The 12454-nt window shown below is 74.9% G+C and carries 15 protein-coding genes; 5 read left to right on the top strand and 10 right to left on the bottom strand.

The window, feature by feature from the left end:
• Nucleotides 1-27: 27 nt before the first annotated feature.
• The 3 genes from DCS98_RS08655 to DCS98_RS08645 all read left to right on the top strand — a co-directional run bounded on the left by DCS98_RS08655 (nt 28) and on the right by DCS98_RS08645 (nt 2003).
• Entirely contained in the window at nt 28-891 is an 864-nt protein-coding gene (locus tag DCS98_RS08655; RefSeq protein WP_116450961.1) for a class I SAM-dependent methyltransferase, read from the top strand.
• Complete coding sequence (locus DCS98_RS08650) at nt 888-1727, top strand: spermidine synthase (RefSeq protein WP_116451135.1); 840 nt, start codon at nt 888-890, stop codon at nt 1725-1727. Before DCS98_RS08655 ends, DCS98_RS08650 begins: the two co-directional genes overlap by 4 nt.
• 81 nt (nt 1728-1808) lie before the next feature.
• Nucleotides 1809-2003, top strand: a complete 195-nt coding sequence (locus DCS98_RS08645; RefSeq protein ID WP_116450960.1) for a PspC domain-containing protein — start codon at nt 1809-1811, stop codon at nt 2001-2003.
• 27 nt (nt 2004-2030) lie between these two features.
• Here the strand turns inward: DCS98_RS08645 and DCS98_RS08640 are convergent, their stop codons facing one another.
• The 8 genes from DCS98_RS08640 to DCS98_RS08605 all read right to left on the bottom strand — a co-directional run bounded on the left by DCS98_RS08640 (nt 2031) and on the right by DCS98_RS08605 (nt 7763).
• A complete protein-coding gene (locus tag DCS98_RS08640) occupies nt 2031-2318 on the bottom strand; it encodes a DUF2516 family protein (protein WP_116450959.1) in 288 nt (95 codons plus the stop codon).
• 134 nt (nt 2319-2452) lie between these two features.
• Complete coding sequence (locus tag DCS98_RS08635; protein ID WP_116450958.1) at nt 2453-3205, bottom strand: hypothetical protein; 753 nt, start codon at nt 3203-3205, stop codon at nt 2453-2455.
• Nucleotides 3202-3726 (bottom strand): helix-turn-helix domain-containing protein, encoded by a 525-nt coding sequence (locus DCS98_RS08630; protein ID WP_116450957.1) that lies wholly within the window; start codon nt 3724-3726, stop codon nt 3202-3204. The genes DCS98_RS08635 and DCS98_RS08630 overlap by 4 nt, the downstream gene beginning before the upstream one ends.
• Before the next feature lie 87 nt (nt 3727-3813).
• A complete protein-coding gene (locus DCS98_RS08625; protein WP_116450956.1) occupies nt 3814-4836 on the bottom strand; it encodes an asparaginase in 1023 nt (340 codons plus the stop codon).
• On the bottom strand, nt 4836-5396 hold the full coding sequence (locus DCS98_RS08620; protein WP_116450955.1) for an RsiG family protein: 561 nt from the start codon (nt 5394-5396) through the stop codon (nt 4836-4838). Before DCS98_RS08620 ends, DCS98_RS08625 begins: the two co-directional genes overlap by 1 nt.
• Nucleotides 5393-6232: a beta-keto acid cleavage family enzyme gene (locus tag DCS98_RS08615; protein ID WP_116450954.1), complete on the bottom strand. Its 840-nt coding sequence runs from the start codon at nt 6230-6232 to the stop codon at nt 5393-5395. The genes DCS98_RS08620 and DCS98_RS08615 overlap by 4 nt, the downstream gene beginning before the upstream one ends.
• On the bottom strand, nt 6229-7311 hold the full coding sequence (gene ygfZ, locus DCS98_RS08610; protein ID WP_241037379.1) for a CAF17-like 4Fe-4S cluster assembly/insertion protein YgfZ: 1083 nt from the start codon (nt 7309-7311) through the stop codon (nt 6229-6231). Before ygfZ ends, DCS98_RS08615 begins: the two co-directional genes overlap by 4 nt.
• Nucleotides 7308-7763 (bottom strand): Fur family transcriptional regulator, encoded by a 456-nt coding sequence (locus DCS98_RS08605; RefSeq protein ID WP_116450953.1) that lies wholly within the window; start codon nt 7761-7763, stop codon nt 7308-7310. Before DCS98_RS08605 ends, ygfZ begins: the two co-directional genes overlap by 4 nt.
• A 93-nt stretch (nt 7764-7856) precedes the next feature.
• On the opposite strand from DCS98_RS08605, the gene nhaA reads away from it, so the two are divergent.
• Both nhaA and DCS98_RS08595 read left to right on the top strand, forming a co-directional pair.
• Nucleotides 7857-9233: a Na+/H+ antiporter NhaA gene (nhaA, locus tag DCS98_RS08600; protein WP_116450952.1), complete on the top strand. Its 1377-nt coding sequence runs from the start codon at nt 7857-7859 to the stop codon at nt 9231-9233.
• Nucleotides 9234-9552: 319 nt separating this feature from the next.
• The gene (locus tag DCS98_RS08595) at nt 9553-10236 is read left to right on the top strand and encodes a hypothetical protein (RefSeq protein WP_241037377.1); all 684 of its coding nucleotides are present in this window, start codon (nt 9553-9555) and stop codon (nt 10234-10236) included.
• Here DCS98_RS08595 and DCS98_RS08590 read toward each other — a convergent pair.
• Both DCS98_RS08590 and DCS98_RS08585 read right to left on the bottom strand, forming a co-directional pair.
• Nucleotides 10233-11924, bottom strand: coding sequence for a DUF885 domain-containing protein (locus DCS98_RS08590; RefSeq protein WP_116450950.1), 1692 nt, complete (start codon nt 11922-11924; stop codon nt 10233-10235). The two genes, DCS98_RS08595 and DCS98_RS08590, sit on opposite strands and share 4 nt — an antisense overlap.
• Nucleotides 11921-12454, bottom strand: a complete 534-nt coding sequence (locus DCS98_RS08585; RefSeq protein ID WP_116450949.1) for a heme-binding beta-barrel domain-containing protein — start codon at nt 12452-12454, stop codon at nt 11921-11923. Before DCS98_RS08585 ends, DCS98_RS08590 begins: the two co-directional genes overlap by 4 nt.

Below are 12454 nucleotides of genomic sequence, written 5' to 3'. Positions count from 1 at the left end.
CGCTAACCGGGACTACCCTCCGGACCGGTGAGCGAGGCGGGGGGCGGGCACAAGCAGCGGGCATCGCTGTCCCCTGCTCCGCACCGCAAGGCCCCCCGGCTGGCGGCCGGGCGCGCCCGCGCCCTGGGGCTGCCGACACGGGGGACGACGAACGCCAACCGGCTGCGCCGGGTCGACCGGTGGCTGGTGGCGACCCAGGTGCCGCGGCTGCGCGACTCCGCCCGCCCGCTGGTCGTCGACCTGGGCTACGGGTCGTCCGCCGTCACGACGCTCGAGCTCGTCGAGCGGCTGGGGCCCGAGGTCGACGGCCTGGAGGTCGTGGGCCTGGAGATCGACCCCGCGCGGGTGACGGCCGTCGAGGCCGACCGCGACCCGCCGCGCGTGGACTTCCGCGTGGGGGGCTTCGAGCTGGCCGGGCTGCAGCCGGTGGTCGTACGGGCGTTCAACGTGCTCCGCCAGTACGACGAGGAGTCGGCGGCTCGGGCGTGGGACACGATGCGGGCTGCCCTGGCGCCCGGTGGCCTGATCGTCGAGGGCACCTGCGACGAGTGGGGACGTCGCTCGGCGTGGGTGGCGCTGGACGCCGACGGCCCGCTGACCCTCACGCTCGCCACGCGGGTCGCGGACATCGCCACGCCGTCCGACCTCGCGGAGCGGCTGCCCAAGGCGCTGATCCACCACAACGTGCCCGGCCAGCCGGTGCACGACTTCCTGCGGGCGTTCGACGCGGCGTGGGCGGCGGCCGCGGGGCTGTCGACCTTCGGCCCGCGCCAGCGCTGGGCGGCGGCGGTCGAGGCGCTGGCCGAGCAGGGCTGGCCGATGGTGGGCTCGTCGCGGCGGTGGCGGCACGGCGAGGTGACGGTGCGGTGGTCGGCGGTCGCGCCGACGTGAGGCCTCCCCCCGGCCCGACGGAGGTGGCGGGCGGGACGGCCGAGCTGCTCGGCGACGCCGACCGCGACGGCTCGTGGATGCTGCTGGTGAACGGCACCCCGCAGTCGCACGTCGACCTCGACGATCCGTCGCACCTCGAGTTCGAGTACGTCCGCCGCATGGGTCACGTCCTGGACCTCGCGGCCGAACCCGGCGCCCCGATCGACGTCGCGCACCTCGGCGGCGGTGCGCTCACCCTGCCCCGCTACGTCGCGGTCACCCGCCCGGGCTCCCGGCAGCGCGTCGTCGAGATCGACCAGCCGCTCACCGACCTCGTGCGGGAGCACCTGCCGCTCCCCCGGGGTGCCCGGATCCGGGTCCGAGCGGAGGACGCCCGCGTGGGTCTGGCCGCGCTGCACACCGGCAGCGCCGACGTCGTCGTCTGCGACGTCTTCGCCGGGGCCCGCACCCCCGCCCACCTGACCAGCGCGGAGTTCGCCGCGGAGGCCCACCGGGTGCTGCGAGCGGGCGGCGTCTACACGGCCAACGTCGCCGACGGCCCGCCCCTGCGGTTCGCCCGCGCCCAGGTCGCCACCCTCCGCTCGGTCTTCCGCTCCGTCTGCCTGCTCGCCGAGCCCGGGACGATGCGCGGCCGGCGCTTCGGCAACCTGGTCGCCGTCGCCTCCGACGCCGAGCTGCCGATCGACGGGTACGTCCGCCGGTGCGCCCGCGACCCGATGCCGGCCCGTGTCGTCCACGGCGCCGACCTCGACCGCTTCGCGAAGGGCGCGCAACCGGTCCTCGACGCCGACGCCGTCGACTCCCCCGAGCCCCCCGACGGCGTCTTCAGCCGCTGAGCGCCGTCCCGGACGCGGCCGGCGCCGCTCGGCCGGGCGCACGGCCGCGAGCGTCGGCGATCACCCGTAGGGTCGGGCGGCATGACGGTGCCCGCGAACCTCCCGCTGCGCAGGGACTCCCGCAACAAGGTGATCGGCGGCGTCTGCGCCGGCATCGCCCGCCGGTACGGGCTCTCCCGCAACGGCCTCCGCCTGGCGTTCGTGATCTCCTGCGTGCTCCCCGGCCCGCAGTTCATCGCCTACCTGCTGCTCTGGCTCTTCATCCCCGCCGACTGAGCGGGCGGCCCGCCGAGGCGGGCCGGGTCACCAGCTGTTGCCGCGCGGCAGCCCGCGGACGGCCGGGCGCACGTCGACCAGGTAGACGATCGCGGCGATGACGGCGGGCAGCCCGAACAGCGTCATCGGGTTCTGCTGCCAGAAGATGACCAGCGCCGCGAGGCCGGTGATCGCGGCCCACCCCGGCTTGGTCAGCTTGCCGGAGGCCACGAAACCGGCCGCGGGACGGATCAGCGCATCGACGAATGCCCACAGCGTGAGCGCCTGGGCGCCCACGTAGAGCACGAGCAGCACCAGCCCGTCGAACGTCGCCATGGGGCCGAGCCTACCCGCAGGGGGCCCGGTATCCCCGGGATCGCGGGCCCGGGAGCGCCCACGGACGCGACAGGGCCCCGGAGCGCTGCACGCAGCTCCGGGGCCCTGGTCGGTGGTCCGACGTCGGGGGGACGTCAGTTCTTCTTGGCGGGCACCGCGGTCGGGTCGGCCGGCTTGGCGGTGCGGGCGCGGGTCACGCGGGCCGAGGTGGACTTCGCCGGGGCCTTGCGGGCGGCGGTCGTCTTCTTGGCGGCGGGCTTGACCGGCTTGGCCTCGACGGCCTTCTCGGCGGTCGCCTTGGTGCCCTCGGCGGCGTCCTCGACCGTGCTCTCGGCCTTGGCAGCGACCTTGGTCGCCTTGGCGGCGGTCTTCTGCGCGACCGAGGTCACCTCGTTGGAGGCCTCGACGACGACCTCGGCCGTCTCCTCGAGCACGTCCTCCAGGGTGTCCTCGACGGTGTCGACGGCGCGCTCGGCACGACGCACGACCCGGCGGAAGCCGGGCTGCTGGCGCAGCTCCTCGACGACCTCGGCGCCGTGGGCGGCCAGGGACTCGACGGTGGCCAGCGCCTGGGTGCGGGCGGTCTCGACCAGGCCGGCGACGGTGGTGCGGAGCACCTCGGGACGGACGGCGACGGCGAGCTGCTGGGCCGTGGTGCGGGCGTTGCCGGCGGCCTCGTTGGCCCGGGTACGGGCCTCCTTGACGGCCAGGTCGGCCTGGACCTGGGCCTCGCCCGGGAGCGCCTCGGCCTTCGAGCGGAACTGGGCCACGACGGTCCTGGCGCGCTCGACGGCCAGGTCACCGGCGCCGATGGCGGCCAGGACGGCCGGCTTGGCCACGGTCACGACGGTCTCGCCGTACTGCTTCACGGTCTCGGTGGGGGTCATGCCGACTCCTTCGTAGAGCTGTCTGTGGGGTGGGAAGAGGTCTTCGCTGCGGCGGTCGTCGGTGCAGCTCGGTGTTCGCGCACGTAGGTCTCGTACAGCTCGAGCAGGACCGCCTTGTGACGCTCGGACAGGGCGTCGTCCGATCGGATCGCCGCCACGGTGTCCGGGTTGCCGGAGCGCCGGTCGAGGATCCCCGCCTGCTCGTAGAGCGATTCGGCGGAGATCTTCAGGCCCCGGGCGATCGACGCGAGGATCTCCGCTGACGGCTTGCGAAGCCCCCGCTCCACCTGGGACAGGTACGGGTTGCTGACCCCGGCGGTGCGGGCCAGCTCGCGCAGGGACACCCGGGCAGCGCTGCGCTGCTCGCGGATGAACTCACCGACCTGGGAGCTGACGGCCGCCACGCTGGGCTTGTCGCCCACCGATCCCGCGACCGACTCGGCCACGCTGCCGGCGACCCGGTCCACCTTCTCGCGGACCGTGGTCACCTGCTCGCGGACGAACTCACCGGGCGTCTGCACGGGTTCGACTCTAGGCCGGTGTGCTAGCTCCTGCAAGCGGAGCTGTTAGCAGATGGGCGTGAGCCCTGTCACATGCAAAAGCGCAGGTCAGCCGATCAGTGCGGGCGCCGCCCGGACCTCGCCGACCACGCCGTCGCCGCCCGGGACGGGTGTCAGCAACCACCGGGAGAGCTGCTCGGCCGGCACCCCGAGCCGCTGCAGCGCCGCCGCGAGAGCCGGGGTGCGGCCGCGGTCGCCCCCGTCGTCGAGCTTCAGCGCCACGGCGCCGCGGCCGGGGACCGCGGCCACGTGCACGCCGTCGGCCCCGCCCTTGACCAGCAGCCCGGGCACCGCCTGCATCAGCTCGGTGTCCTCGCGCCCGGTACCGGCGACGAACCACGGCTCGGCCCGCATGGCGTCGGCGACAGCCCGCTCCCGCGTACCGGCGGCCGCCTCCACCAGCGACAGGACGCCGCGGGCCAGCCCGGTCACCGACAAGGCGTGCTGAGGAGCCCCGCACCCGTCGACGACGACCGCCGTCACCGGCTCTCCCGCCGCCTCGGCCAGGCGCGCCTCGATGGCCTGCTGGAGGGGGTGGTCGCGGTCCAGGTAGCCGTCGGTCGGCCAGCCCGCTGCCACGCAGGCCGCCAGCATGGCCGCGTGCTTGCCCGAGCAGTTCATGGCCAGGCGCTCCGGCGCGCGCCCCGTCGCGATCCAGTCGGCCCTGGTCCCCTCGTGCTGCGGCAGCGCCGGGGGGCACCCGAGGTCGTCGGGGCCGAGCGCCGCCGAGGCGAGCATGGCCGCCGCCAGGTCGCGGTGCGCGTCCTCGCCGTTGTGCGACCCGGCGCCGATCGCCAGCTCCTGCGCCGACCGCGGCGCCCAGCCGGCCGCCAGCATCGCCGTCGCCTGCACGGGCTTGTTCGACGAGCGCGGCAGGATCGGGCGGTCGACCGCACCGACCCCGAAGGTCACCTGCCCGGAGGTGTCGAGGACGACGAGCGAGCCGCGGTGCACCGACTCCAGGAAGCCCGAGCGCCAGACCTCGACGAGGACGGGCGTGTCGGGCCAGCGGGACGACGGCGCAGAGCCCGTTCCGGATCGGCCCCCTTGCCCTGCAAGGGGGTCCTTCATCAGTGCCGGCCCTCGTCGGCCAGCAGGGCGGCGACGTCGGCCTCGCCGTCGCGGTACCGGCGGCCGAGCTCGGCAGCCAGCCCGTCCATGACCTGCTGCACGCCGCGACGACGCTCGGACAGGTCGCTCTCCGCATCCGCCAGCGCGCGTGCGGCCTTCTCCAGCTTGGCGTCGGTCAGGCTCTGGATGGCGGAGATGTCCACGCCCTTGGTCAGCGAGTTGACCCAGGACTCGTACTCCTCCGGAGCCTGCGGCTGCACCGTCTGGTGCCGGCCCAGGCCGTGCGCCGGCCCGCGCCCCTTCTCGCTCAGGATCTCGGGCAGCAGGTCGACCAGCGAGCGGCCGTCGTGCTCGGCGCGGCGCTGCAGCTCGCGGCGCACGATGTCGAGGCGCCCCTGCAGCAGGCGGCGCGTGTAGGAGAGGTTGACCTCCTGCTGCTCGGCGTCCCGGCGCAGGCGGCGCACCTCGGACATCGGCTGCCGCGTGGCGTTCTCCAGGAACGCGGGCTCCAGGAGCGCGTCGACGGCGGCACCGCCGGCGGGGGCGGGCTTGGGACTCATCGGGCAATCTCCATCGGCTTGATCCCCAGGAAGGTTCGGGCGTCCTCGGTAGTCATCGGCGGGCGCTGCGCGATCCGGGCCAGCCCGGCCGCGCGGGCGACCAACTGGGTGTTGTCGCGCACCGGCTCGCCGGGAGCGTAGGTGAGCGTGTCCTCCATGCCCACCCGCAGGTGACCACCCGCGGACAGCGCCGCGAGCATCACCGGCAGCGACGTCCGGCCGACGCCGGTGGCGGCGAACGTCGCCCCGGCCGGCAGCAGCGGCAGGCACGCCGTCAGCGCCTGCGCCGTCCCGGGCATCCCCCCGGGCACGCCCATCACCAGGTCGACGTGCACGTGGCCGCCGTGCGGCGGGCCGTACCTGTCGAGCAGCCGGGCGAGCGTCGCCAGCTGCCCCAGGTCGAAGACCTCGTACTCGGGGACGATGCCGCGCTGCTGCATCTGGGTGTGCAGCTCGACGATCAGGTCCCACGGGTTGGCGAAGACGTCGCGGCCGAAGTTGACGGTGCCCAGCGTCAGCGACGCGGCGTCCGGTTCGGCGTCGAGGACGGCGAGCCGCGCGTCGAACGGGTCGGTCACCGCACCGCCGGAGGACAGCTGGACCACCAGGTCGGTGTTCTCGCGCACCGCCGCCACGACCTCGCGCACCCGGCCGAGGTCGAGGGTGGGCCGGGTGTCGGTGTCCCGCACGTGGAGGTGGACGACGGCGGCGCCGACGGCCTCGCAGCCGCGGGCGGCGGCCACGACCTCCTCGACCGTGACCGGCAGCGCCGGGACGTCGGCCTTCGCCGACTCGGCGCCCGTGGGGGCGACCGTGATGAGCGTGCTGGAGGTCACCGGCCGATGGTCGCAGACCGGACCGCCCGGACGCGTTCGCGGGCCGCGACCAGGGTGTCGTCGGCCGCCGCCGGGGCGTCGTCGGGGTCGATCGCGGCGGTCGAGCCGGCGACGGTGAGGGCAGCGTCCATCGCGACCGACTGCTTCACCAGCGCGAGGGCGATCACCCCGAGCTCGTGGTGGCGGACGACGGTCCCGACCCGGCCGACCTCGCGGGCGCCGGCCAGCACCGGCGTCCCCGGCCCGGCCAGGTCCTCGCTGACGCCGTCCAGGTGCAGGAGCACCAGCCGGCGGGGCGGCCGGCCCAGGTTGTGCACGCGGGCGACCGTCTCCTGGCCGCGGTAGCACCCCTTGTCCAGGTGGACGGCGGTGCGCAGCCAGGGCAGCTCGTTGGGGATGGTGCGGTGATCGGTGTCCAGGCCGAAGCGGGGACGGCGGGCCTCGACGCGGAGGGCCTCGTAGGCGTCGATCCCGGCGAGCGGCACCCCGAGCCGGTCGGCGACCGCGTCGACCTCGGCACGCGGCACCACCAGGTCGAACACCGCGGCACCGCCGTCGCCGATGGCGGGCATCCGGCGGACGAGGCCGCCGCCGTCCACGCCGCCGACGCCCTCGGGCACCGGGAGCCCGGCGGCCGCCAGGGCCTTCTCCGCCTCCGGGCCGACCAGGCTCAGGACGGCCCACGCCTCGGTCACCAGGGCGGGCTCGACGCGCAGCATGAAGCGCATCTTCTGGAGGAAGGCCTCCAGGGCGGCCCCGGTGCCGGGCTCGACGTCGACCCACGTCGTGCCGTCGAGCTCGGCGACCGCGAGGTGGTGCTCGACGTGGCCGTTCGGCGAGAGGACCAGCGCCTCGCTCCCGGCGCCGTCGGTCAGCCGGTCGAAGTGCTGGCTGGTGATGCTGTGCAGCCAGGAGAGCCGGTCGGCGCCCGGGACCTGCAGGACGTCGCGGTCGCTGCGGTCGACCAGCCCGGCGCCCTCGGCCAGCAGCCGCTGCTCGCGCAACGGGTCGCCGTAGTGCGCGGCGACGGCGCCACCCTCGACGACGACGGCGCCCGGGCGGGAGAGCAGGGGGTTCACGATGGCTCCGTTCGTTCGCGGCACGCTCGGCACGTCCCGGACAGGGCGACGTGCCCCACGTCCACGGTGAAACCGAGATCGGCCGCCAGACGTTCCGCGGCGCTGTCGAGCAGGTCGGGCGCGGCCGACGCGATCTCGCCGCACGACTGGCAGACCACGTGCAGGTGCGGGTGCTCGGCCGCGTGGTAGACCGGCGCGCCCTTGCCCAGGTGGGTGTGCCAGACGAGCCCCAGCCGCTCGAGCAGCTCGAGGTTCCGGTAGACCGTCGAGGTGTCCGGCGCGGCACCGCCCGGCCCGGCCTCCTCGCGCAGCCGGGCGCCGATCGCTTCCGGCGTCGCGTGCTCGAGAGCGGTGACGGCGGCCAGGACGCGCTGGCGCTGGGCCGTCAACCGCAGGCCCTTCGCGCGCAGCCGCTCGGCGAGCGGAGCGCTGCTGTCCCGGCTGTCGGCCACCCGCCAAGCCTAGTTCCCGGTAGTGTCGTCGCCGGTGCGCCGGGAAGTCTGGTCGGCAACGTCCTCGCCGACCCATCGAAGCCGGAGCCGCCCGTGCCCTCCACCCAGTCCCGCCTGCTGAGCCGGGGTTCCTACCCCGAGGCGCAGCGGATCGCCTCCGTGCTCCGCAAGGAGACGGTCGGCGGAGCCCTCCTCCTCGCCGGCGCGGCGATCGCGCTCGTCTGGGCGAACTCGCCGTGGAGCGGGGCCTACGAGACCCTGCGGGACACCCGGGTCGGCCCGTCGTCCCTGCACCTGGACCTCTCCCTGGGTACCTGGGCGGCCGACGGCCTGCTGGCGATCTTCTTCTTCGTCGCCGGCCTCGAGCTCAAGCGCGAGTTCGTCGCGGGCGACCTGCGCGATCCCCGCCGCGCCGCGCTGCCCATCGCCGCCGCCGTCGGCGGCATGGCGGTGCCGGCCCTGTTCTTCGTGCTGTTCAACCTGGGCGGCGAGGACGGCGCGCTGCGCGGCTGGGCGATCCCGTCCGCCACCGACATCGCCTTCGCCCTCGCCGTCCTGGCGGTGATCAGCACCCACCTGCCCAGTGCCCTGCGGACCTTCCTGCTCACCCTCGCCGTGGTCGACGACCTGCTGGCGATCGTGGTGATCGCGATCTTCTACACCGAGGAGCTCTCGCTCGGATTCCTCGGGCTCACCCTGCTGCCGCTGGCCCTGTTCGGCTTCCTGGTGCAGAAGCGCGTCCGGTCGTGGTGGCTGCTGCTCCCGCTGGCCGCGCTCACGTGGGTCTTCATGCACGAGTCCGGCATCCACGCCACCGTGGCCGGCGTCCTGCTCGCATTCACCGTCCCCGTGGTGCGCAGCGACGCGGCCGGCGGTCCGGACGCCGGGCCCGGGCTCGCCGAGCACTTCGAGCACCGCATCCGGCCGCTGTCGGCGGGGGTCGCCGTCCCGGTGTTCGCGTTCTTCTCCGCCGGGGTCGCGATCGGAGGGGTGTCGGGTCTCGGGGAGTCCCTGGGCGACAGCATCGCGATCGGGATCATGGTCGGCCTCGTGGCCGGCAAGGCGATCGGCATCACGGGGGCCACCTGGCTGGTCTCGCGCTTCACCCGCGCGCAGCTCGACGAGAACCTGGGCTGGCCCGACGTGATCGGGCTGGCCCTGCTGGGCGGGATGGGTTTCACCGTCTCGCTGCTGATCACCGAGCTCGCCTACGGCGCGGAGAGCGAGAGCTACGACCACGCGAAGGTCGGCATCCTCGGCGGCACGCTGATCGCCGCCGCGCTCGCGGCGGTGCTCCTGCGGCTGCGGAACCGCCGGTACAAGCAGATGTACGAGGAGGAGCACCGGGACGTCGACCAGGACGGCATCCCCGACGCCTGGGACACCGTCGACGACCGCGCGGAGCACGACCCGGAGTGGCGCGGATCGCCGCCGCCGGGACGCACGGTCGGCCCGTCCGCCGACGGCTGAAAATCCTCGTTGCCGAGCCTCTGATCCCGACGTACTTTCGTCGTACACGAGAGAGGAGGTGGTCCGTAACTTTGCATAGCTACAGGACTCGTGAGGTGGCTGTCCGCTAGCCGCCGTCCAGATGGGCCGCCCGTTCAGACTCACGTCTGAGCGACGGCAGATCGCCCGTCCGTCGTACGGCGGCGAGCGAGAACCGGACAGTCACCCGACCCCCGGGCCGCCGACATTTGTCCAGTCGGCCCGCGTGCAGCTCCCTCTCCGGAGGACAGCGCCGCGGAGCAGCCCGGGGGTTGTCCGTTCCCTGGGTAGGTTCGTGGTCGTGCAGCTCGGCGGACTACCGGTCGAGACCGACGTCGCCCAGGGCGTGTGGATCTCCTCCGCCCGGCGTCGAGGAGAGCCCGGCACCGTCGCTGCGCTGGTGCCCGACGTCTTCGAGGCCTGCGCCCGCGTCCTCCACCCCGCGGTCCGCTACGCGGGGCAGGACGACGTCGAGGTGCCCTGGGCCGAGGTCGCGGCGCACAACGGCACCGCCGCCGGCCCCCTCGCGCCGTGGGACGCGCTCACCCGGGGCCCCGTCGACTGCCAGCCACCCGTCTGGGACGACGGCCCCAGCGAGGGCCACCTCCCCGCGCCGCTCGCCGGCCGCCTCGCCGCCGTCCTCGCCCGGCACACCGCGACACCGGAGCAGTGCCTCTTCGGTCGCTGGGACGGCTTCGGCTACGACCTGCCCTCGCCCGACGAACCGCCCCGGCTGCTGCTGCGCGGCGGGCAGGACGTCGTCCTGGTCCGCGGCGCGGTCGGTGACGCCGTCCGGAACCTGGCGCCCGAGCCGCACGAGCAGAGCGCCAACCTCTGGTGGCCCGGCGACCGCGCCTGGTGCGTGGTCACCGACGTCGACCTGCGCAGCACCTACGTCGGGGGCAGTGCGGCGTGCATCGCCGCCGTGCTCGCCGGCGACGACGTCGAGGGCTTCGCCGTCGCACCCGGCGATCCGGTCGCCTAGAGCCGGGCGAGCTCCGCGGCGAGGTCGTCGAGACCCAGCGACCCCTGGGACAACGCGGCCATGTGCCACGCCTTGAGGTCGAAGGCGTCGCCCCGGTTCGCCTGCGCCGCCGCGCGGCCCTCCAGCCAGGCCCGCTCCCCCAGCTTGTAGCTGATCGCCTGGCCCGGGATGCCGAGGTAGCGCACCAGCTCGCTGTCGAGGAACGCCGGGTCGGCACCCGAGTGCTCGCCGAGGAAGGTGCGCGCCAGCTCCGGCGTCCACGGCCGGCCGCGGTGCTCGGCGAGCGTCCCCTCGGCGTCGTCGGGGATCGGCAGCCCCAGGTGCATGCCGATGTCGATGACCACCCGGACGGCGCGCAGCTGCTGGGCATCGAGGTAGCCCAGGCGGGTGCCCGGGTCGGGCAGGTAGCCGAGCTCGTCCATCAGCCGCTCGGCGTACAGCGCCCAGCCCTCGACGTTGGCGCTCACCGAGCCGAGCGAGGTCTGGTAGGTCGACAGCTGCCCCGAGACGTAGGCCCACTGGGCCAGCTGGAGGTGGTGGCCCGGGACGCCCTCGTGGTACCAGATCGAGACGAGGTCCCAGAGCGGGAAGCGCTCCCGGCCCAGGGTGGGCAGCCAGGTCCGGCCCGGGCGGGAGAAGTCCTGCGCCGGCCGGGTGTAGTACGGCGCCGCGGCGCTGCCGGGGGGCGCGATCATCGCCTCGACCCGCCGGACCGGCTCGGCGAGGTCGAAGTGCGTTCCGTCGAGGGACTCGATCGCCTCGTCCATCATCGACTGCAGCCGTTCGCGGATCGCCTCGACGCCTTCGACCGACGGGCCGTGGGCGGTCAGCCAGCGCATGGCCTCGAGCGGGGTCGCACCCGGGAGGATCTTCTCCGCCTCGAGCCGCTGCTCGGCCAGGATGCGCCGGTGCTCGGCCCAGCCCCACGCGTAGGCGTCCTCGAGCCCGGTCCCGGCGCCGAGGTCGGAGCCGGTCCACCGGCGGGCGGCGACGGCGTAGCGCTCGCGGCCGACCGCGTCCGGCGTCCCCTCCGCCCGGGGGGCGTACTCGTCGCGCAGGTAGTCGCGGATCGCGGCCACCGCGCCGTCGGCGGCAGCCGCGGCGCGCACGAGCTCAGCACGCAGCGCCTCGGGGCCGGAGGCGACGAACGACGTGAAGTAGGGCCCGGTGAGCCACTCGTCGAGCTGGCCGACGACGGTGCGGACCTGGCGCGGGGCGACGAACAGCCCTCGCCGCGCGCCCTCCTCGAGGGAGGCCCGGAAGCCGGCGTAGGCCTCGGGGACGCTGGCCATCCGCCGGGCGACGACGGCCCAGTCCGCCTCGGTCGCGAGCGGCATGATCAGGAAGACCTGGCGCACCGCGTGGACCGGGCTGAACAGGTTCGACAGCGACCGGTAGCCCTCGCCTGCTTCGTGCGCGGCCAGCTCGGCGCCCAGGCGCTCGCGCAGCAGCCGGGCGCAGCCCCGCTCGATCGGGTCGTCGAGCAGCGCGGGCGACTCCGCGAGGACCCGGTCGAGCTCCGCGAGCGTGGTGCGGGCCAGCCCGGCCTCGGCCTCCAGGCCGGCCGGGCTGAAGTCGGGCAGCCGGTCGTCGCCCGGGCGCGTGCCGAGGGAGGCCGCGGTGATCGGGTCGAGGTCGCAGACCGCGTCGACGAAGGCGTCGGCGACGGTGCGGGCGGTGCTGGTCATCGGATCCGTTCGAGTCGGGCGGACATCCACGGGCGCGGCGCCTCGTCCGGACCGGCGCGGTCGATCGCGTACATGAGGGCGCCCTCGACGATCCCGTAGAGCCGGACAGCGCGGCTCACGTCCGGCGCGTCCGGCGTGCGGGCCATGACGTCGGTGGTGAGCTCCCAGCTCGTCGTGGTCCGCGCCCGGCCGACGTAGAGCTCGACGAGGCCTTCCGGGTTGGTCACGAGCAGCTCGACGTCGTCCTGACCGCGGGGTCGCCAGAATCCGGACTCCCGGACGCCCGGCCCGACGATCGCGCCGTCGTCGGTGAGCCGCCACGAGCGGGCGTCGTAGGCGAGGAAGCCGCGACCGTCGTGGCTGAACCGGATCCACTGGCCGAAGCGGAAGTCGCCGCCGGCGCCGGTCGACTGCCCCTCGCCGTGCCACTCCCCCAGCAGCGGCAGGACCGACAGCAGCTCCTCCGACACCTCGGCGCCCGACCGCACGTCGGCGGTGTCGGGCACCGGCAGCTCCGTCGCCCCGCTCAC

Source organism: Blastococcus litoris (genome assembly GCF_003075095.1).
GTDB lineage: Bacteria > Actinomycetota > Actinomycetes > Mycobacteriales > Geodermatophilaceae > Blastococcus_B > Blastococcus_B litoris.
Note: the sequence above shows the minus strand (reverse complement) of the source record. Positions and strands in the feature narration are given on the sequence as shown.

Excerpts from the sequence above, each read along its gene's own strand:
- DCS98_RS08645 (WP_116450960.1), top strand. The coding sequence starts at position 1,809 with ATGACGGTGCCCGCGAACCTCCCGCTGCGCAGGGACTCCCGCAACAAG.
- DCS98_RS08640 (WP_116450959.1), bottom strand. The coding sequence starts at position 2,318 with ATGGCGACGTTCGACGGGCTGGTGCTGCTCGTGCTCTACGTGGGCGCC.
- DCS98_RS08635 (WP_116450958.1), bottom strand. The coding sequence starts at position 3,205 with ATGACCCCCACCGAGACCGTGAAGCAGTACGGCGAGACCGTCGTGACC.
- DCS98_RS08625 (WP_116450956.1), bottom strand. The coding sequence starts at position 4,836 with ATGAAGGACCCCCTTGCAGGGCAAGGGGGCCGATCCGGAACGGGCTCT.
- DCS98_RS08620 (WP_116450955.1), bottom strand. The coding sequence starts at position 5,396 with ATGAGTCCCAAGCCCGCCCCCGCCGGCGGTGCCGCCGTCGACGCGCTC.
- DCS98_RS08590 (WP_116450950.1), bottom strand. The coding sequence starts at position 11,924 with ATGACCAGCACCGCCCGCACCGTCGCCGACGCCTTCGTCGACGCGGTC.